The sequence below is a fragment of the Pararhodobacter aggregans genome (assembly GCF_003075525.1).
Taxonomy (GTDB): Bacteria; Pseudomonadota; Alphaproteobacteria; order Rhodobacterales; family Rhodobacteraceae; genus Pararhodobacter; species Pararhodobacter aggregans.
The window spans coordinates 227,154-244,781 of the sequence record NZ_QDDR01000009.1; the positions used below are offsets into that span (position 1 = coordinate 227,154).

Below are 17,628 nucleotides of genomic sequence, written 5' to 3' on the forward strand. Positions count from 1 at the left end.
CTGTCCCTTATTCCGCCGCCATCCGCTGCCCGGCGAGCGCCACGACCGCCGCATCGCGCAGTTCCAGCGTGGCTTTCAGCGCGCCTTTGCGGCCGTCCTCGTAGGTGACTTCCGTCTCGGTGTAGACACTGGTCGCATCGGAATAGAGCGCGGCGATCAGGTCGGCGAATTTCTCCTCGATGAAGCGGCGCTTGACCTTGCGGGTGCGGGTCATCTCGCCGTCATCGGCGTCGAGTTCCTTGTGCAGCACCAGGAAGCGGTGGATCTGGCAGCCGGACAGCATCGGGTCCTGCGCGACCGAGGCGTTGACCTCTTCGACATGGCTCTGGATCTGGGCCAGAACTTGCGGGTGCCCGGCCAGTTCCTGATAGCTGGAATAGCCGATGTTGTTGCGCTCGGCCCAGTTGCCCACCGCCGTCAGGTCGATGTTGATGAAGGCCGTGCAGCGGTCGCGGCCCGAGCCGAAGACCACCGCCTCCAGGATGTTGGGATAGAACTTCAGCTTGTTCTCGACATACTTCGGCGCAAAGAGCCGCCCGTCGGCCATCTTGCCCACGTCCTTGGCCCGGTCGATGATCCTGAGGTGCCCGGTGCCTTCCTCGAAGAACCCGGCATCCCCGGTGGCCACCCAGCCCTCGGCATCCTTGGTGGAGGCCGTGCTTTCGGCGTTCTTGTAATATTCCACGAAAGTCCCCGGCGAGCGGTAGAAGACCTCGCCCGACTCGGCGATCCGCACCTCCACCCCGGGGCTCGGGACGCCCACGGTATCCGAGCGCACCTCGCCATCGGGCTGCTGGGTGATGAAGACCGAGGCTTCGGTCTGGCCGTAAAGCTGCTTCAGGTTGATCCCCAGCGAGCGGTAGAAATCGAAGATCTCGGGCCCGATCGCCTCTCCCGCGGTATAGGCCACGCGGATGTTCGACAGCCCGAGCGTGTTCTTCAGCGGGCCGTAAACCAGCATCTCGCCCATGCGGTATTTCAGCCGGTCGCCGCCCGACACGGGCTTTCCGTCCAGAATGGCGCCGCCGACCTTGCGGGCATGGGCCATGTAACGGTCAAAGAGGCGCTTTTTCGCCGGGCTCGCATCCTCCATGCGGATCATGACCTGCGTCAGCATCGTCTCGAACACGCGAGGGGGCGCGAAGAAATAGGTCGGCCCGATCTCGCGCAGGTCCGACATCATGGTCGTCGCATTTTCCGGGCAGTTGACGCAGAACCCGGCCCAATAGGCCTGCCCCATCGAAAAGATGAAATCGCCAACCCAGGCCATCGGCAGATAGGCCAGGATCTCGTCCTTGAACCCCAGCTTGTCGAAGCTGCAGGACGCCTTGGCCGTCTCGATGATGTTGCGGTTGGACAGCACCACGCCCTTGGGCTTGCCGGTGGTGCCCGAGGTATAGAGCATCACGCAGGTCGTGTCGTAATCCTGCTCGGCCAGACGCCGCGCCAGTTCCGGCGCCAGCCGCGTCTCGGCCGCGCGCCCCTCGGACTGGACATCCATCAGCCAGTTCATCTGCGCGTGGTCGTATTTGCGCATGCCGCGGCGGTCGAGGTAGAGGATCTGCTCGATCCCCGAGACGCTTTCCTGCACCTCGATCACCTTGTCGACCTGCTCCTGATCGCCGCAGATGGCAAAGCGCGCGCCGCAATGGTCGAGGACATAGGCCATCTCCTCGGTCACCGCGTCCTGATAGAGCGGAACCGGGATCGCCCCCACCGATTGCGCGGCCACCATCGACCAGTAAAGCGCCGGACGGTTGCGGCCGATGATCGCGACGTGATCGCCCCGCGCCATGCCCAGGGCCAGAAAGCCCAGCGCCATGGCCCGGACTTCATCGGCCACCTGCGCCCAGGTCCAGGCCTGCCAGATGCCGAATTCCTTCTCGCGATAGGCGGTCAGGCGGGCGTATTGACTGGCATTGCGGGCCAGCAGCGCGGGCACGGAATGCAGCGCGGCCTCGGGTGCGGTCGTGGTCACCTGTCGTTCTCCTCCCCTGGCGCTGGTCCCGGCCTCCCCGCCGGTCCTGCGCGACGCCCGATTGGTGGCGGGCGAGTATTGCCGCAGTTTGTCGCAATCCTTACGAATTGTTACGCCGGTTGTTACGCCGGTGGGCGGCCCCCCTCGGCGCGAGCCGCCCCGCAGTTGGCGCCAGACTCGGCGTCGCCAAGGCCACGCACGCCAGACCCGGCACGCCCGGCGGCAGGGCGGCCGGGCAGGTCGGCAGATAGGGCAGGTCGGACATGGCGGCCTCCGTTCGGTCCGGGCCATCCTGCGGCGGGGGACATGGCTGGGCAAGCCCTTGCCGCACCCGGATCCCCGCCCCGGCTTATCCCCAGATTCTGCGTTGCAGCGGACTGGACCTGGGCCTAACCCCGTCGCATGATCCTGCCCATGACGCCCCCCGACGCCGCCGATTCCCGCCGCAACCAGCGGCTCAACCTCTCCGCGGGGATCGCCTCGGTGACGGTGGCGGTGACGCTGGTGGCGCTGAAGCTCTGGGCGATGATCGCGACCGGGGCGCTGTCGATCGCCGCTTCGCTCGCCGACAACGCGCTCGATGTCATGACCTCGGTCGGCGCGCTGGCCGCCATCGCCTATGCCGCAAGGCCCGCCGACGACGATCACACCTTCGGCCATAGCTCGGCCGAGGATCTGGCCGCGCTCCTGCAATCGGCACTGGTGCTGCTGTCCTCGACGATGATCGCCGTGGTGGCGCTGCGCCGCCTCTTCGCCAGCGATGCCTCGCCGGTTCAGGCCGAGGGCGCGGGCATCGCCGTGATGGTCGTGGCCATGGTGCTGACCGGCGGGCTCGTCCTCTGGCAGCGCCATGTGGCCCGGGTCACCGGCAACCGCGTCGTCGCTGCCGATTCGCTGCATTATCTCGGCGACCTGCTGCCCACCGGCGGGGTGCTGATCGCGCTCGGCAGCTCGGCGCTCTGGGGGCTGGCCCGGATCGATTCGCTGATCGCGCTGCTGGCGGCGGCCTGGCTGGCGCGCAGCGGCCTCGCCATCGGCCGCGGCGCCTGGGACGCGCTGATGGACCATGCCGCGCCCCCCGAGGTGCTGCGCCGGATCGAGGTCATCGTCAACGACTGGCCGGGCCTTGCCGGCCATCACGAGGTCAAGACCCGCATGGCCGGCAGCCGGACCTTCATCTCGATGCATGTGGAACTGGACGGCCGCCAGACGCTGAACGCCGCCCATGCGGTGGCCGATGCGCTGGAACACGCGCTGGAACAGGCGATCCCCGGCGCCGAGGTGATCATCCACCTTGACCCGGTCGGCCCCGGCTCGGGCCGCATCGCCCGCGGCCATGAACCCGTGCCGATCGACGGCGCGTCCAGCAGCGGTTGAACCCGCCTTCGCGTCAGCTTTTCTGGTGGCGCAAGGCGGCGGGAGGCACGCTCCCACCCGCCCACCCCGCGCGCCTCCCGCCGCGGAGAGGTCAGCGCGCGTGGAAACCCCGGGGGGCCAGCCCCCCGGACCCCCCGGGATATTTAGAGAACAAAGAGGGGCATTAGGGGTTTCTTAACCCTCATCTTCGTTCTGGAAATATCCTCGGGGGGTGAATTGGCCTTCAGGCCAAGAGGGGGGCAGAAGGCCCCCCTGCTTCGGCGCCGCGGAACGCGGCGCCGCTGGTCGCCCGAGGCGCTCGTGCCGAAGGCGCGGGCAACGAGGGTGAAACCCCTCCCCCGTGCCCTTGACAGGTCACGCCCCCATGAAATCCCGCTTGCCCAGCGCCACGCCATTGTGGCGCAGGATGTCGTAGGCGGTGGTCATGTGGAAGAAGAACTGCGGCTTGGCATAGGCTTCCAGGAAGTGCGCGCCCGGCATCCGCATCTCGCCGATCCTCAGCGTCAGCACCACCTCGCGCGTCTCCGCCCCCTCGAAATCCGCGGGGGAGAAACCGCCGAGGTAATCCTCCGCCGCGGCCAGACGGGCGCGCAGCTCGGCGAAGCTCGTCTCGGTATCGGGGAAGCTGCGCACCTCGCGCCCGCACAGCCGGTCGGCCCCGCGGGTCGCGAAATCGGTGGTCAGCTGCACCTGCCGGGTGAAGGGCAGCATGTCGGGATAGAGCCGGAAGCCCAGCAGGGCCTCGGGCTTGATGCCCTGGGCCTCGACATGGCTTTCGGCCTTGGCCAGCACGCCCGAAAGCGCGGTCAGGAAGCGGGTGAAAACGGGGATGGAAGCGGCGTACATGAATCCTCCTGCGCGCGTCTGATGCCAGAGATCACCCGCCGCCCCTCTCCGTCAAGCCCCGGCCGTGCCCCGCTCAGGCCGCCGCCACCGCCGCATCCCGTGCCAGCGTCCGCTGGATCGAGGGGCGCGCGCCGCAGCGTGCCACCCAGTCGCGGATCAGGGGCATGTCGGGGATGAAATCGGGGAACCACAGGAACGGGCTGACGCAGAGCAGATCCGCCGCCGAGAAGCGCTCGCCCAGCAGCCAGGGTCCCTTGGCCAGCGCCGCTTCCAGCTGCGCGAACATCACCGCCTTGTCGCGGATCGCCGCGTGCAGCGCCGGGTGGTCGATCTGCGCGTAATCGAGCAGCAGCACCGTCTCGATGACCCCCTGGTAATAGGCAAGCCAGGACAGATAGGCGCCGCGCCCCTTCTGCCCGGCCAGCGGTCCCATCCCGGCATCGGGGAATTTGTCGGTAAGATAGATCATGATCGCGCCCCGTTCGCGCACCTGTTCGTCGCCGTCGACCAGATAGGGCACCTTGCCCTCGGGGTGCGGATTGGCGGGGTCGCGCCCGCCCGAGCCGTCGATCCGCGGGATCGTCACCTCGCGGATCTCAACCTCTGCACCCAGTTCGTCGATCAGCGTCACCAGCGCCGAGGAGCGGGAATTGTACGAGTGATACAGCGTGGCCATGAGAACCTCCTTTGGCATTGCGATGCCCGGGGTATAGGCTGGCCCCCCTGACAGATTGCGGCAGGAAGTTGCATGGCCCGAACCGACCGCCTGATGCGCCTGATGGAGGCGCTGCGCCGCCTGAAACCGCCGGTCACCGCCGCGCGTCTGGCCGAGGAAACCGGCGTGTCCGAGCGTCAGCTCTACCGCGACATCGCCACCTTGCGGGCGGGCGGTGCGCTGATCGACGGCGCCTCGGGCCTGGGCTACACGCTGACCGAGGACCCGGCCCTGCCGCCGCAAAGCTTCTCGCGGCTGGAGATCGAGGCGCTGGTGCTGGCGCTCGGCGCGCTCGACCAGATGGGCGACCCGGCGCTGGCCAAGGCCGGGCGCAACGCCGTCGCCCGCATCGCCGCCACGCTGCCCGACCGACAGGCGCGGCAGGCGATGCATCCGGTGCTGCACGCCTGGTATCCGCCGGGCGAGCGACCGCCCGTCACCGTCGATCTGGGGCTGCTGCGGCAGGCTTGCTGGGACGAAACCTCGCTGGTGATCCGCTACCGCGACCTGCAGGAGCGGGTCAGCGAGCGGCCGGTCTGGCCGCTGTCGCTGTCCTATTCCGAACGCTCGCTGATGCTGCTGGCCTTCTGCCGCTTGCGGCAGGATTTCCGCGTGTTCCACGTCAGCCGGATCGAGCACGCCGAACCCGGCGGCGAGAGTTTCCGCCCCCGCCGGGTGTCGATGCTGCGCGACTACCGGGCCCTGCGTCAGGCCCGCTACATGGCCGAGGTCAGGCGGCGATCAGACCCCGCCCCTTGAGCAGCGCCTCGACCCCCGGCATGGCGCCGCGGAACTTGAGGTAGAGCGCCTCGGCCTCCTCCGACCCGCCCTTGGACAGGATGAAGCTTTCCAGCTTCTTCGCCGTCTCGGGGTCGAAGGCGCTGCCCGCTTCCTCGAAGGCGGCGAAGGCGTCCGCGTCCATCACCTCGGACCACATGTAGCTGTAATAGCCCGAGGAATAGCCGTCGCCGGCAAAGACATGGGCGAAATGCGGCGTCGCGTGGCGCATGCGGATGGCGTGCGGCAGGCCGATGGATTCCAGGATCTCGGCCTGTTTCTGCATCGGATCGGCGGGCGGCGGGCCGTCGTGGAACTCCAGATCGACAATCGCCGAGGCGAGGAATTCCACCGTCGCGAATCCCTGATCCCAGGTCGCCGCGCCCTTCAGCTTCTCGCGCAGGTCGAGCGGCATGGGCTCGCCCGTCTGCCAGTGCTTCGCGTGGGTCTCGATGACTTCCGGCACCTCCAGCCAGTGTTCGTAAAGCTGGCTGGGCAGTTCCACGAAGTCCCGCGCCACCGAGGTGCCGGAGATGAACTTGTAGCGCACATCGGTCAGCATCCCGTGCAGGGCATGGCCGAATTCGTGGAACAGCGTCCGCGCATCGTCCCAGGACAGAAGCGCCGGGTCCCCCTTGGCGAAGTTGCAGACGTTCACAACAATGGGTCGCACCTCGCCCGCCATCGCCGATTGATCGCGGAACGTCGACATCCAGGCGCCCGAGCGTTTCGAGGGCCGGGCGAAGTAATCGCCGATGAACACCGCCATGTGCCGCCCGTCGCGGGTCACGTCCCAGGCGCGGGCGTCGGGATGATAGAGCGGCACGTCCAGGGGCGTGAAAGTCAGGCCGAACAGCCGATGCGCCACGTCGAACGCCGCCTCGATCATCGCGTCGAGCGAGAGATAGGGCTTCAAGGCCGCCTCGTCGAAATCATGCAGCGCCTTGCGCCGCTTCTCGGCGTAGAAGCGCCAGTCCCAGGGCTCCAGCGGCCCGGCGAAGCCATCGGCATGGAGCAGTGCCTCCATCGCCGCCGCATCCTCGCCCGCCTTGGCCACGGCGGGCTCCCAGACCCGCATCAACAGGTCGCGCACCTTGTCGGGGCTGCGCGCCATCTCGGGCTCCAGCTTGAAGGCGGCGAAATTGGCATAGCCCAGCAGCGCGGCGCGCTCGTGCCTGAGCGCCAGCGTCTCGGCGGCAATCGCCCGGTTGTCGGTGGCGCCGCCGTTGGCGCCGCGCTTGCCCCAGGCCTCGTAGGCCTTTTCGCGCAGGTCGCGGCGGGTGGAATATTGCAGGAAAGGCACGATCAGCGAGCGATTCAGGGTGATGACATGGCCCCCGAGCCCCCGCTCCGTCGCCGCAGCCCGGGCGGAATCGACGACGAAATCGGGCAGGCCGGCCAGATCTTCCAGCACCATGAACCAGTCGCGCTCATCGGCCAGCAGGTTCTGGGTGAACTCGGTCCCCAGGCTGGCCAGCCGCGATTTCACCGCCGCCATCCGGTCGGACCCCGCCTTGTCCAGCGCCGCCCCGGCCCGGACGAACATCCGGTGATAGAGCATCAACACCCGCGCCTGTTCGGGGTCGAGGCCCAGCGCCTCGCGCCGCTGCCAGAGGTCGTCGATCCGCGCCCAGAGCGCCGCGTTCGAGGTGATCTCGCTGGAATAGGCCGAGAGCTTCGGCGCCAGATCGCGCTGCAAGGCCTCCCGCGCCGGGTTGGAATCCGACCCCGAAAGGTTGAAGAACACGCCTCCCACCTTGTCCAGAAGCGCATCGGCCTGCTCCAGCGCCTCGATCGTGTTGGCGAAACTCGGCGCCTCGGAATTTTCGGCAATCGCCGCGACGGAAGCCCGGCCCCGGGCCAGCCCCGCCTCGAAAGCGGGCGCGAAATCCGCGTCCTTGATCGCATCGAAGGGCGGCAGGCCGAAGGGGCCGTGCCAGTCGGAGAGCAGCGGATTGGTCATCGGGGCTTCCTGTCAGAACATTTCCCCAGATATGCACCTGCCCGCACCCGGTTTCAACGCGCCCCACGCCTGCGCCGTGCCGGGGCCATGCGGGGGGCCAGCCCCCCGCACCCCCCGCTCAAGGGGGTTTTCCACCCCCTTGAGAAGCCCCCGAGGATATTTTCAGAACAAAGATGAAAGTTAAGGGCGCGTTAAGCCGCCTTCTTTGTTCCTCAAATATCCTCGGGGGGTGAATTGGCCCTTGGGCCAAGAGGGGGGCAGAAAGCCCCCCTGCTTCGGCGCGGCGGCACGCCGCGCCGCTGGTCGCCCGAGGCGCCCGCGACAGCGGGCAACGAGGGCGAAACCCCTCCCCCTCTCGACAAGGCGGCGGCGGGACCTTCATCACCTGACCGTGATGGATGCCGGGGGGCGTGAGCCATTGTGGTGCAGCAGCGCCACCGCCGTGAACAGGGTGACCTGCAGGCGGCGGCTCTCGGTCGGCTGCGAATCTCGGGCCAGGTGTCGTCCGGTGCCCGACACGCCGATGCCGATCGGCAGCGCCACGTCGATCCCCATCCAGGCCGTCGCCGGTCCGGGCAGCGCTTGGGCCTCCGGGATCAGCGTCGGGTAAGCGACCGTCTTAACAGGGAAAATCACCATCCTCGGGAACGGGCGCCTGCTCGTCGTCCTGCCCAGGTCCCCGGCCATGTTCCAGCCCCCGGATGCCCTGATCCCGCTAATGTCCCCCGCGGTGAGTCGGGTCAAGACACCTCGCGCCCGGCCCCTGCCTGAGCCTCGCCCCCGCGACCTGACGTAAAGGTCACCTCGTGACGCAGCGTCTCGACTTACGTTAACGTAAAGCTTCCTTCAATCTGCGCCAAATCGCGCTATGTGTTGCCTTGCCGGTACGTCAACCCGGCACTGCGAGGTATGGTATGGACCAGGAACTTCTGACGATCCGCGAGATGTGCGAGGCCTTTGACGTGACCCCGCGCACCCTGCGGTTCTACGAATCGAAAGAGCTGATCAGCCCGATCCGCGACGGGCAGAAGCGCCTTTACACGCGCCGCGACCGGGGCCGGCTGACGCTGATCCTGCGCGGCAAGCGTTTCGGCTTCGCGCTGGAGGAAATGCGGCAGCTTCTCAACCTCTACGACCGCGGCGACCAGAAGGGCGAGCAATTGAAGCGCACCGTCGCCGCCGCGCGCGAGCGTCTGGCGCAGATGGAGCAGCAGCGCGACGAACTGACCGAGGCGATCGACGAGCTGCGCAGCCAGCTCGAGGCCGGGGCCGAGATGCTCGCGGCCTTCCGGCCCGCCGCCGAATAACCGTTATCCTATCCGTTTCAGGGAGAGACCCGATGCCCCGCTACACCGCCCCCGTGAAGGACATGCAATTCCTGCTGCATGACGTGCTCAAGGCCACCGAGACCGGCATTCCCGGCTATGCCGAGCTGGAGCGCGACTTCACCGCCGCGATCCTCGACGAGGCGGGCAAGCTGGCCGAAAGCGTCCTCGCCCCCCTGAACTCGGTCGGTGACACCGAGGGGTGCCGGCTGGAAAACGGTATCGTCTACACGCCGACCGGCTTCAAGGAGGCCTTCGAGCAGATCAAGGACGGCGGCTGGAACGGCCTCGACCTGCCCGAGGAATACGGCGGCCAGAACCTGCCCTATGTCATCGGCACCGCGGTGGGCGAGGTGTTCGTGTCCTCGAACATGGCCTTCAACATGTACCAGGGCCTTACCCATGGCGCGATCAACGCGATCCTCGCCGCGGGCACCGAGGAGCAGAAGGCCAAGTGGCTGCCGAAGATGGTCAGCCTCGACTGGACCGGCACGATGAACCTGACCGAGCCGCATTGCGGCACCGATCTGGGCCTGATCCGCACCAAGGCCGAGCCGCAGGACGACGGCAGCTACAAGATCACCGGGCAGAAGATCTTCATCTCGGCCGGCGATCACGACATGTCGGAAAACGTCATCCATCTGGTGCTGGCCAAGGCCCCGGGCGGCGGCGAGGGCACCAAGGGCATCAGCCTGTTCATCGTGCCGAAATTCATGGTCGATGACGAAGGCAAGATCGGCGCCCGCAACGCCGTCTCGGTCGGCAAGATCGAAGAGAAGATGGGCATTCACGGCAATGCCACCTGCGTCATGAACTATGACGGCGCGACCGGCTATCTGATCGGCGAGCTGCACAAGGGCATGAAGGCCATGTTCGTCATGATGAACGAGGCCCGTCTGGGCGTCGGCCTGCAGGGCTATGCCCAGGCCGAGGCCGCCTATCAGAACGCCCTCGATTACGCCCGCGACCGCCTGCAGGGCCGCGCCGTCACCGGGGCCGAGAACCCGGGCGGCAACGCCGATCCGCTGATCGTGCATCCCGACATCCGCCGGATGCTGATGGACCAGAAGAGCTTCGTCGAGGGCGCCCGCGCCTTCACCTTCTGGGGTGCGCATCTGATCGACCGCGGCCACCGGCTGGGCGACAAGGAGGCCGAAGGACTGATCTCCCTTCTGACCCCGGTCATCAAGGGCTTCCAGACCGACATCGGCTTTGCCATGACGGTCGAGGCGCAGCAGGTCTATGGCGGGCACGGCTATATCGAGGAACAGGGCATGTCCCAGTTCGCCCGCGACGCCCGCATCGCCATGATCTACGAGGGTGCGAACGGCGTGCAGGCGCTGGATCTGGTGGGCCGCAAGCTCGCGGCAGAGGGAGGCAAGCCCGCCATGGCCTTCTTCGAGATGGTGAAGAGCTTCATCAAGGAGAACGAGGGCAACGAGGCGCTGAAAGCCCCGTTCCTGGAGCCGCTGAAAGCCGCCTCGAAGGACCTGCAGGCGGCGATGATGTTCTTCATGCAGCAGGGCATGAAGAACCCGAACGCGGCGCTGGCGGGGTCGTCGGACTTCATGCACCTCTTCGGGCATGTCTGCCTGGGCTATATGTGGGCGCTGATGGCGAAAGCCTCGTCCGAGGCCTTGGCGGCGGGCAGCGCTGACGCCACGTTCCACGAGACGAAGATCAAGACCGGCCGCTACTATATGGCCCGGCGCCTGCCCGCCACGGGCATGCATCTGGCCCGGATCCTGTCGGGTGCCGAGCCGGTCATGGCGCTGGAAGCCGAGGCGTTCTGACAACCCGGGGAGGGGATGCGATGGACAGGGGCTTTACCGATCACCCGGCCTTTACGGGCGGCTGCCAATGCGGCGCCGTGCGCTATCGGGTGACGGCGGGCCCGGCCAAGGATTGCGTCTGCCATTGCCGGATGTGCCAGCGCGCCACCGGCAATGCCTTCGCCCCTCTTGTCGAGGTTCAGGCCGACCGCGTGACCTGGCAAGGGACGCCCGCCGAATGGGCCTCCTCCACCGTCGCCTGGCGGGGGTTCTGTGCGACCTGCGGAACGCCCCTCTATTACCGCTCGGGCGAGACGATCGAATTCATGGCCGGTACGCTCGCGCCCGGCACGCCCTTCGATCCGGTCTGCAATACGAGCGTGGAATCGCGCGTGGGCTGGCTCGGGACGCTGACCCACGGGCCGTCGACGATCACCGACCCGGCGCTGGTCGCCGGGGTCCGCAGCTATCAGGCCCCGGAGGAGTAATGCCCAAACGCCTGCGCCTGACCCGCCGCTTCCCCGTCGCCATGAGCGAGGACGGCTATCGCAAGCTGAAACGCTTCGCTGCCGAGGCGGGGCTGGACGAGGGCGAGGCGCTCTCGTTCCTGTTCGAGAATTTCGAGAGCGTGACGCATCACGAGAACCTCGCGCACCGGCTGCGGCTGTTCAACGCCGAGCTGGAAGCGCGCAAGAAATAACGATTGCCCGGCCTTGGGAGGGGCCTGCCGATGACATTTCCGATGCTGCCCTCGCCGTGGATGAATGACGAGCACCAGATGCTCGCCGAGATGACGCGCGACTTCATCACCCGCGAATGGGCGCCGCAGTTCGACCGCTGGCGCAAGCAGGGCGAGATGGACCGCGACACCTGGCGGCAGGCCGGCGAGATGGGGCTGCTCTGCGCCTCGATCCCCGAGGAATACGGCGGCGCCGGCGGCGATTTCGGGCACGAGGCGGTGATCCTGATGGAGGCCGCGCGCGCCAATCTGGCCAGCTGGGGCGCCGGCATCCATTCCGGCATCGTCGCCCATTACATCCACGCCTATGGCACCGAGGAACAGAAACGCCGCTGGCTGCCGAAGATGGCGACGGGCGAGCTGGTGGCGGCGCTGGCGATGACCGAACCCTCGGGCGGCTCGGATGTGCAGAACCTGAAGACGCGGGCGGTGAAGGATGGCAATGGCTACCGGCTGACCGGATCGAAGACCTTCATCACCAACGGCCAGCACGCCAACCTGATCGTGGTCGCGGCCAAGACCGACCCCGGCGCCAAGGCCAAGGGCATGTCGCTGATGGTGGTCGAAACGGAGGGCGCCGAGGGCTTCCGCCGCGGCCGCAACCTGGAGAAGGTGGGGCTGAAGGCCGCCGATACCTCGGAACTCTTCTTCGACGAGGTGCCGGTGCCGCCCGAGAACCTGCTGGGCGGGACCGAGGGGCAGGGCTTCTACCAGATGATGCAGCAGCTGCCGCAGGAGCGGCTGATCATCGCCCTCGGCGCCGTGGGGGCGATCGAGGGCGCGGTGGACCGCACCATCGCCTATTGCAAGGAACGCGAAGCCTTCGGCAAGCCGATCATCGAGTTCCAGAACACCCGCTTCAAGCTGGCCGAATGCAAGACGAATGCCCTGGTCGCGCGCAGCTTCCTCGACACCTGCATGGTGGCGCATCTGAAGGGGGAACTGACGGTCGAGATGGCGGCGATGAGCAAGTACTGGCTCAGTGACCTGCAATGCCAGGTGCTGGACGAATGCGTCCAGCTGCATGGCGGCTACGGCTTCATGCAGGAATACGCGGTGGCCGAGATGTGGACCGATGCCCGCGTGCAGCGGATCTATGGCGGCACCAACGAGATCATGAAGGAATTGATCGGGAGGTCGCTGTGAGCGGCACGCCGGTCAGGGAAAGAGCGGGGGGCTGCCGCCCCCCGCACCCCCTGCCCAAAGGGGGGCACGCCCCCCTTTGGAAACCCCGTGCGTATTTCAAGCAGAATGAAACGGAATCCGCGCAAAGCAGCACACCCCTCCCCGCCTGTGCCATAAGCTCTCCAGCGAGTCGGGGTGGCTTCACTCTGCACGGTCATCGGCTCGCCAGCCTGTACCGTGGGCAAAGGATAACCGGCGCATGGTTAACAAAGCCTGACCGCGCCCCTTCATTCTGCTTCAAATACGCCCTTTTTGACCTCTCCCCCTTCACAACGCCCGAAAGGACGCGCGCATGACCGCACAGCTTTATTGCTTCGGCGAATCCGGGAATTCCTACAAGGCGGCGCTGACCATGGCGCTTTCGGGCTATGACTGGACGCCGCGCTATGTCGATTTCTTCGGTGGCGAGACGCGGACGCCGGAGTACCGGGCGCTCAACGTGATGGGCGAGGCGCCGTTGCTCGTGGACGGGGATCTGGTCCTCAGCCAGTCGGGCGCGATCCAGTACCATGTCGTCAAGGCGACCGGCAGGCTGGGCGGCGCGCCGGGCGAGGAGGAGGAGGTCATGCGCTGGATCCTGTGGGACAACCACAAGCTAAGCAGCCAAGCAGGGATGACCCGCTTCCTGATGAACTTCCTGCCCGAGGAGAAGCGCCCGAAGGAGGTCATCCCCTTCATGCAGGGACGCCTGAAAGCCGCCTATGCCACGCTCGATGCGCATCTGACGGGACGTGACTGGATCGTCGGCCGTGACGTCACCATCGCCGACACCGCCTGCTGTGGCTATCTCTATTACCCGGAACCCTACGGCTTTTCCCGCGCGGACTGGCCCCACATCGACCGCTGGCTGGACCGCCTCTCGGCGCTGCCCGGCTGGAAACATCCCTATGACATGATGCCCGGATCGCCTGCCGACCGGGCCAAGGCTTGAGGAGACACCCATGACCGACGCCTATATCTATGACGCCGCCCGCACGGTGCGCGGCAAGGGCCGCAAGGATGGCAGCCTGCACGAGGTCACGGCCGCGCGCCTCTCGGCCATCGCCCTGAACGCGCTGAAAGAGCGCAACGATCTGGACACCCGCGCCATCGAGGACGTGATCTGGGGCAACGTGACCCAGATCGGCGAGCAGGGGGCGTGTCTGGCGCGGACTGCCGTGCTGGCCTCCGATTTCGACGAGCAAGTGCCCGGCGTCTCGATCAACCGGTTCTGCGCCTCGGGGCTGGAGGCGGTGAACATGGCCGCCAACCAGATCCGCGGCGGGGCCGGCATGGCCTATGTCGCGGGCGGGGTCGAGTGCATGAGCCGGGTGCCGATGGGCACCGACGGCGGCGCCATCGCCGTCGATCCGCAGATCGCCATCGACAATTACTTCGTACCCCAAGGGATCAGCGCCGACATCATCGCCACCAAATACGGCTTCACCCGCGACATGGCCGATGCCATGGCGGTGGAAAGCCAGAAGCGGGCGGCGGCGGCCTGGGCGGCGGGGCGGTTCGACAAATCCGTCATCACCGTCCGGGACATGAACGGCTTGACCATCCTCGACCGCGACGAATTCATGCGGCCCGAGACCGACATGCAGAGCCTCGGCGCCTTGAAGCCCTCGTTCAAGGACATGGGCGAGGTGATGCCCGGTTTCGACAAGATCGCGCTGATGAAATACCCGGAGCTGGAATATGTGAACCATATCCACCATGCCGGGAATTCCTCGGGCATCGTCGATGGCGCGGCCGCGATCCTGATCGGCAACAAGGAATTCGGCGAGAAATACGGGCTGAAGCCGCGCGCCCGGATCCGCGCCACGGCCAAGATCGGCACCGATCCGACGATCATGCTGACCGGCCCCGTGCCGGTGACCGAGAAGATCCTGCGGGAATCGGGCATGTCGATCAGCGACCTCGACCTCTTCGAGGTGAACGAGGCTTTCGCGTCGGTCGTCTTGCGGTTCGAGCAGGCCTTCGACGTGGACCATGCCAAGGTCAACGTGAACGGCGGCTCCATCGCCATGGGCCACCCGCTGGGCGCGACCGGGGCGATCATCCTCGGCACGCTGCTCGACGAGCTGGAGCGTACCGGCAAGGGCACCGGCCTTGCCACGCTCTGCATCGGGTCGGGCATGGGGGCCGCCACGATCATCGAGCGCGTCTGATGCCGAAGATCGACATCGCCCAGACGCCCTATCGCACCGGCTCGGTCTATCCCGAGCCCTATAATGCCCAGATGGCGGGGCGCTCGTCGCACCGTCTGGGGCAGGCGGCGGGGCTGACGCAGTTCGGGGTGAACATCGTCTATCTGCAACCCGGCGCGGTGGCCTCGCTGCGTCACTGGCACCTGCGGGAAGACGAATTCGCCATCGTGCTGACGGGCGAGTTGATCCTCTGCGAAGACAGCGGCGAGACACTGATGCGTCCCGGCGATTGCGCCGCCTGGAAGGCGGGCGTGGCCGAGGGGCACCATTTCGTCAACCGCTCGGGCGGCGAGGCCTCGTTCCTCGTCGTCGGCTCGAAAGCCGAACGCGAGATCGCGACCTATACCGAGGTCGACATGCAGATTCACATGGAGGGCGGCAACGCCCGCTTCACCTATCACGACGGCAGCGCCTGGGCTGGGCCCCGCGACCTGCCGAAGGGAGACCAGAAATGACCGAATTCCATTACGACGTGGACGCGGACGGCGTGGCCGTCATCACCTGGGACGTGCCGGGCAAGACGATGAACGTCATGTCCTTCGAGGGCCTGGGCGAGCTGGATCAGGCCATCGACAAGGCCCATGCGGACCCGGCGGTGAAGGGCATCGTCATCACCTCGGGCAAGGCGGATTTCGCTGGCGGCATGGACCTGAACGTGCTGGCCGACATGCGCAGCAATGCGGGCGACAACCCGGCGCAGGGGCTGTTCGACGGGATCATGTCGATGCATGCGCTGTTGCGGAAAATCGAGCTGGCCGGCATGGACCGCAAGACCCAGAAGGGCGGCAAGCCCACCGCCGCCGCGCTGCCCGGCACCGCCATGGGGATCGGGCTGGAACTGCCGCTCTCCACCCACCGCATCTTTGCCGCCGACAATCCCAAGGCGCAGATCGGCCTGCCCGAGATCAAGGTCGGCATCTTCCCCGGCGCCGGTGGCACCACGCGGCTCAGCTGGAAGCTGGGCGCGATGATGGCGGCGCCCCTGCTGCTGGAAGGCAAGGCCAACGATCCGAAGAAGGCCAAGGCCGCCGGTGTCATCGACGAGGTGGTTCCGGCCGACGAACTGCTCGCCAAGGCGAAGGCCTGGGTGCTGGGCGCCAAGGACGCGGATCTGGTGAAGCCCTGGGACACCAAGGGCTACAAGGTGCCGGGTGGCACGCCCTATTCGGCGGCGGGCTTCCCGACCTTCGTCGGGGCCTCGGTCATGGTCCATGCCCAGACCTGGGGCGCCTATCCGGCGGCCAAGGCGCTGCTGAGCGCGGTCTATGAGGGGCTGCAGGTGCCCTTCGACACCGCCCTGAAGATCGAGGCGCGGCATTTCGTCAGCGTGCTGATGAACCCCTCGTCCAGCGCGATGATCCGCTCGCTCTTTGTCAACAAGGGCGCGCTGGAGAAGGGCGCGAACCGGCCCGACGTGCCGGATGAGAAGGTGAAGAAAGTGGGCGTGCTGGGCGCGGGCATGATGGGGGCGGGGATCGCCTATGTCAGCGCCGTGGCCGGGATCGAGGTGGTGCTGCTGGATTCGACCCTCGAGGCGGCCGAGAAGGGCAAGGCCTATTCCACCGGCATCCTCGACAAGGGGATGAAGCGCGGCAAGGTCACCGAGGAGAAGAAGACCAAGGTGCTGGGCCAGATCACGACCACCACCGATTACGCGGATCTTGCGGGCTGCGACCTGATCGTCGAAGCGGTGTTCGAGGACCCGAAGGTCAAGGCGGAAGTCACCGCCAAGGCCGAAGCCGTGATCCCGGAGACGGCGATCTATGCCTCCAACACCTCGACCCTGCCGATCACCTCGCTCGCCGCGGCCTCCAGCCGGCCCGAGCAGTTCATCGGCATCCACTTCTTCTCGCCGGTGGACAAGATGCTGCTGGTCGAGATCATCAAGGGCGCCAAGACCGGCCCGCGCGCCGTGGCCAAGGCGCTGGATTACGTCCGCCAGATCCGCAAGACCCCGATCGTGGTGAACGACGCGCGCTTCTTCTACGCCAACCGCTGCATCATTCCGTACATCAACGAGGGGATGCGGCTGGCGGCCGAGGGCGTGCCGCTGCCGATGGTGGACCGCGCGGCGCAGCTGCTGGGCTTCCCGGTGGGGCCGATCACGCTGGTCGACGAGACCTCGCTGGATCTGGGCGCCAAGATCGCCAAGGCGACCAAGGCGGCGATGGGCAACGATTACCCCGATGGCGCGGTGGACGAGGTGGTGTTCTGGATGGTCGACGAGGGCCGTCTGGGTCGCAAGTCGAAGGCCGGGTTCTTCAACTACGATGAGACCGGCAAGCGTCAGGGCTATTGGCAGGGCTTCAACGACAAGTATCCGGCGCTGGAAGGCGCCGAGCTGGAGGAAGTCCAGAACCGGCTGATGATGGCGCAGGTGCTGGAAGCGGTCCGGGCGCTGGAAGAGGGCGTGCTGGAGGACATCCGCGAGGGCGACGTCGGCGCCATCCTCGGCTGGGGCTTCGCGCCGTGGTCGGGCGGTCCCTTCGGCTGGCTCGACATCATCGGCGCGAAACAGGCCGTAGCGATCTGCGACGGGCTGGAAGCGAAGTTCGGCGCGCGGTTCAAGGCCCCGGCGCTGCTGCGCAAGATGGCCGAGACGGGCGAGACCTTCTACGGGCCGAAAGCGGTGACGGTCGCGGCGTAAGGCCGGGGTCGGCACGGGGTGGGATGAAATCCCACCCTACGAGCCTCGGACGGCGGGGCATCCCCGCCCCACGAAAAACGCGCGGCATCGCAGGATGCCGCGCGTTTGGCGT

16 protein-coding genes are annotated in these 17,628 nt (G+C 67.0%); 11 read left to right on the forward strand and 5 right to left on the reverse strand.

From position 1 onward, the window contains the following. Positions 1-7: 7 nt before the first annotated feature. On the reverse strand, positions 8-1,978 hold the full coding sequence (locus DDE23_RS17360) for an AMP-binding protein (protein ID WP_238150036.1): 1,971 nt from the start codon (positions 1,976-1,978) through the stop codon (positions 8-10). A gap of 414 nt (positions 1,979-2,392) precedes the next feature. On the opposite strand from DDE23_RS17360, the gene DDE23_RS17365 reads away from it, so the two are divergent. Beyond that, positions 2,393-3,355, forward strand: coding sequence for a cation diffusion facilitator family transporter (locus DDE23_RS17365; RefSeq protein ID WP_107753416.1), 963 nt, complete (start codon positions 2,393-2,395; stop codon positions 3,353-3,355). 354 nt (positions 3,356-3,709) lie between these two features. Here the strand turns inward: DDE23_RS17365 and DDE23_RS17370 are convergent, their stop codons facing one another. After that, a complete protein-coding gene (locus DDE23_RS17370) occupies positions 3,710-4,201 on the reverse strand; it encodes a DUF1993 domain-containing protein (RefSeq protein ID WP_107753418.1) in 492 nt (163 codons plus the stop codon). A 73-nt stretch (positions 4,202-4,274) separates the two neighbouring features. Then, positions 4,275-4,877, reverse strand: a complete 603-nt coding sequence (locus DDE23_RS17375) for a glutathione S-transferase family protein (RefSeq protein WP_107753420.1) — start codon at positions 4,875-4,877, stop codon at positions 4,275-4,277. Positions 4,878-4,949: 72 nt separating this feature from the next. Between DDE23_RS17375 and DDE23_RS17380 the strand changes: the two genes are divergently transcribed. Beyond that, a complete protein-coding gene (locus DDE23_RS17380; RefSeq protein ID WP_107753421.1) occupies positions 4,950-5,675 on the forward strand; it encodes a helix-turn-helix transcriptional regulator in 726 nt (241 codons plus the stop codon). Here DDE23_RS17380 and DDE23_RS17385 read toward each other — a convergent pair. Together DDE23_RS17385 and DDE23_RS17390 are read right to left on the reverse strand one after the other, a co-directional pair. Further along, positions 5,647-7,656, reverse strand: a complete 2,010-nt coding sequence (locus tag DDE23_RS17385) for a M3 family metallopeptidase (RefSeq protein ID WP_107753423.1) — start codon at positions 7,654-7,656, stop codon at positions 5,647-5,649. The two genes, DDE23_RS17380 and DDE23_RS17385, sit on opposite strands and share 29 nt — an antisense overlap. Positions 7,657-8,037: 381 nt before the next feature. Further along, positions 8,038-8,343 (reverse strand): hypothetical protein, encoded by a 306-nt coding sequence (locus tag DDE23_RS17390; RefSeq protein ID WP_107753425.1) that lies wholly within the window; start codon positions 8,341-8,343, stop codon positions 8,038-8,040. A gap of 227 nt (positions 8,344-8,570) precedes the next feature. Here DDE23_RS17390 and DDE23_RS17395 point away from each other — a divergent pair, with 227 nt between their 5' ends. The 9 genes from DDE23_RS17395 to DDE23_RS17435 all read left to right on the forward strand — a co-directional run bounded on the left by DDE23_RS17395 (position 8,571) and on the right by DDE23_RS17435 (position 17,516). Further along, positions 8,571-8,963 (forward strand): MerR family transcriptional regulator, encoded by a 393-nt coding sequence (locus DDE23_RS17395; RefSeq protein ID WP_107753427.1) that lies wholly within the window; start codon positions 8,571-8,573, stop codon positions 8,961-8,963. A 32-nt stretch (positions 8,964-8,995) separates the two neighbouring features. Continuing rightward, positions 8,996-10,774 carry an acyl-CoA dehydrogenase C-terminal domain-containing protein gene (locus tag DDE23_RS17400; protein WP_107753429.1) on the forward strand — a complete coding sequence of 593 codons (1,779 nt, stop codon included), beginning with the start codon at positions 8,996-8,998 and terminating at the stop codon, positions 10,772-10,774. A 20-nt stretch (positions 10,775-10,794) separates the two neighbouring features. Beyond that, positions 10,795-11,241, forward strand: coding sequence for a GFA family protein (locus DDE23_RS17405; protein WP_107753431.1), 447 nt, complete (start codon positions 10,795-10,797; stop codon positions 11,239-11,241). Continuing rightward, entirely contained in the window at positions 11,241-11,453 is a 213-nt protein-coding gene (locus DDE23_RS17410; RefSeq protein ID WP_107753433.1) for a hypothetical protein, read from the forward strand. Before DDE23_RS17405 ends, DDE23_RS17410 begins: the two co-directional genes overlap by 1 nt. 30 nt (positions 11,454-11,483) lie before the next feature. Further along, complete coding sequence (locus tag DDE23_RS17415; protein WP_238150037.1) at positions 11,484-12,638, forward strand: acyl-CoA dehydrogenase family protein; 1,155 nt, start codon at positions 11,484-11,486, stop codon at positions 12,636-12,638. A gap of 331 nt (positions 12,639-12,969) precedes the next feature. Beyond that, positions 12,970-13,608 carry a glutathione S-transferase family protein gene (locus tag DDE23_RS17420; RefSeq protein WP_107753435.1) on the forward strand — a complete coding sequence of 213 codons (639 nt, stop codon included), beginning with the start codon at positions 12,970-12,972 and terminating at the stop codon, positions 13,606-13,608. A 10-nt stretch (positions 13,609-13,618) separates the two neighbouring features. After that, complete coding sequence (locus tag DDE23_RS17425; RefSeq protein ID WP_107753437.1) at positions 13,619-14,830, forward strand: acetyl-CoA C-acetyltransferase; 1,212 nt, start codon at positions 13,619-13,621, stop codon at positions 14,828-14,830. Further along, on the forward strand, positions 14,830-15,324 hold the full coding sequence (locus DDE23_RS17430; protein ID WP_107753438.1) for a cupin domain-containing protein: 495 nt from the start codon (positions 14,830-14,832) through the stop codon (positions 15,322-15,324). Before DDE23_RS17425 ends, DDE23_RS17430 begins: the two co-directional genes overlap by 1 nt. Further along, positions 15,321-17,516 carry a 3-hydroxyacyl-CoA dehydrogenase NAD-binding domain-containing protein gene (locus DDE23_RS17435; RefSeq protein ID WP_107753440.1) on the forward strand — a complete coding sequence of 732 codons (2,196 nt, stop codon included), beginning with the start codon at positions 15,321-15,323 and terminating at the stop codon, positions 17,514-17,516. Before DDE23_RS17430 ends, DDE23_RS17435 begins: the two co-directional genes overlap by 4 nt. Positions 17,517-17,628 lie beyond the last annotated feature (112 nt).

Bases quoted from the DNA above. Each gene is read 5' to 3' on its own strand.
- DDE23_RS17365 (WP_107753416.1), top strand. From the start codon at position 2,393: ATGACGCCCCCCGACGCCGCCGATTCCCGCCGCAACCAGCGGCTCAAC.
- DDE23_RS17370 (WP_107753418.1), bottom strand. From the start codon at position 4,201: ATGTACGCCGCTTCCATCCCCGTTTTCACCCGCTTCCTGACCGCGCTT.
- DDE23_RS17375 (WP_107753420.1), bottom strand. From the start codon at position 4,877: ATGGCCACGCTGTATCACTCGTACAATTCCCGCTCCTCGGCGCTGGTG.
- DDE23_RS17380 (WP_107753421.1), top strand. From the start codon at position 4,950: ATGGCCCGAACCGACCGCCTGATGCGCCTGATGGAGGCGCTGCGCCGC.
- DDE23_RS17385 (WP_107753423.1), bottom strand. From the start codon at position 7,656: ATGACCAATCCGCTGCTCTCCGACTGGCACGGCCCCTTCGGCCTGCCG.
- DDE23_RS17390 (WP_107753425.1), bottom strand. From the start codon at position 8,343: ATGGCCGGGGACCTGGGCAGGACGACGAGCAGGCGCCCGTTCCCGAGG.
- DDE23_RS17395 (WP_107753427.1), top strand. From the start codon at position 8,571: ATGGACCAGGAACTTCTGACGATCCGCGAGATGTGCGAGGCCTTTGAC.
- DDE23_RS17400 (WP_107753429.1), top strand. From the start codon at position 8,996: ATGCCCCGCTACACCGCCCCCGTGAAGGACATGCAATTCCTGCTGCAT.
- DDE23_RS17405 (WP_107753431.1), top strand. From the start codon at position 10,795: ATGGACAGGGGCTTTACCGATCACCCGGCCTTTACGGGCGGCTGCCAA.
- DDE23_RS17410 (WP_107753433.1), top strand. From the start codon at position 11,241: ATGCCCAAACGCCTGCGCCTGACCCGCCGCTTCCCCGTCGCCATGAGC.
- DDE23_RS17415 (WP_238150037.1), top strand. From the start codon at position 11,484: ATGACATTTCCGATGCTGCCCTCGCCGTGGATGAATGACGAGCACCAG.
- DDE23_RS17420 (WP_107753435.1), top strand. From the start codon at position 12,970: ATGACCGCACAGCTTTATTGCTTCGGCGAATCCGGGAATTCCTACAAG.
- DDE23_RS17425 (WP_107753437.1), top strand. From the start codon at position 13,619: ATGACCGACGCCTATATCTATGACGCCGCCCGCACGGTGCGCGGCAAG.
- DDE23_RS17430 (WP_107753438.1), top strand. From the start codon at position 14,830: ATGCCGAAGATCGACATCGCCCAGACGCCCTATCGCACCGGCTCGGTC.
- DDE23_RS17435 (WP_107753440.1), top strand. From the start codon at position 15,321: ATGACCGAATTCCATTACGACGTGGACGCGGACGGCGTGGCCGTCATC.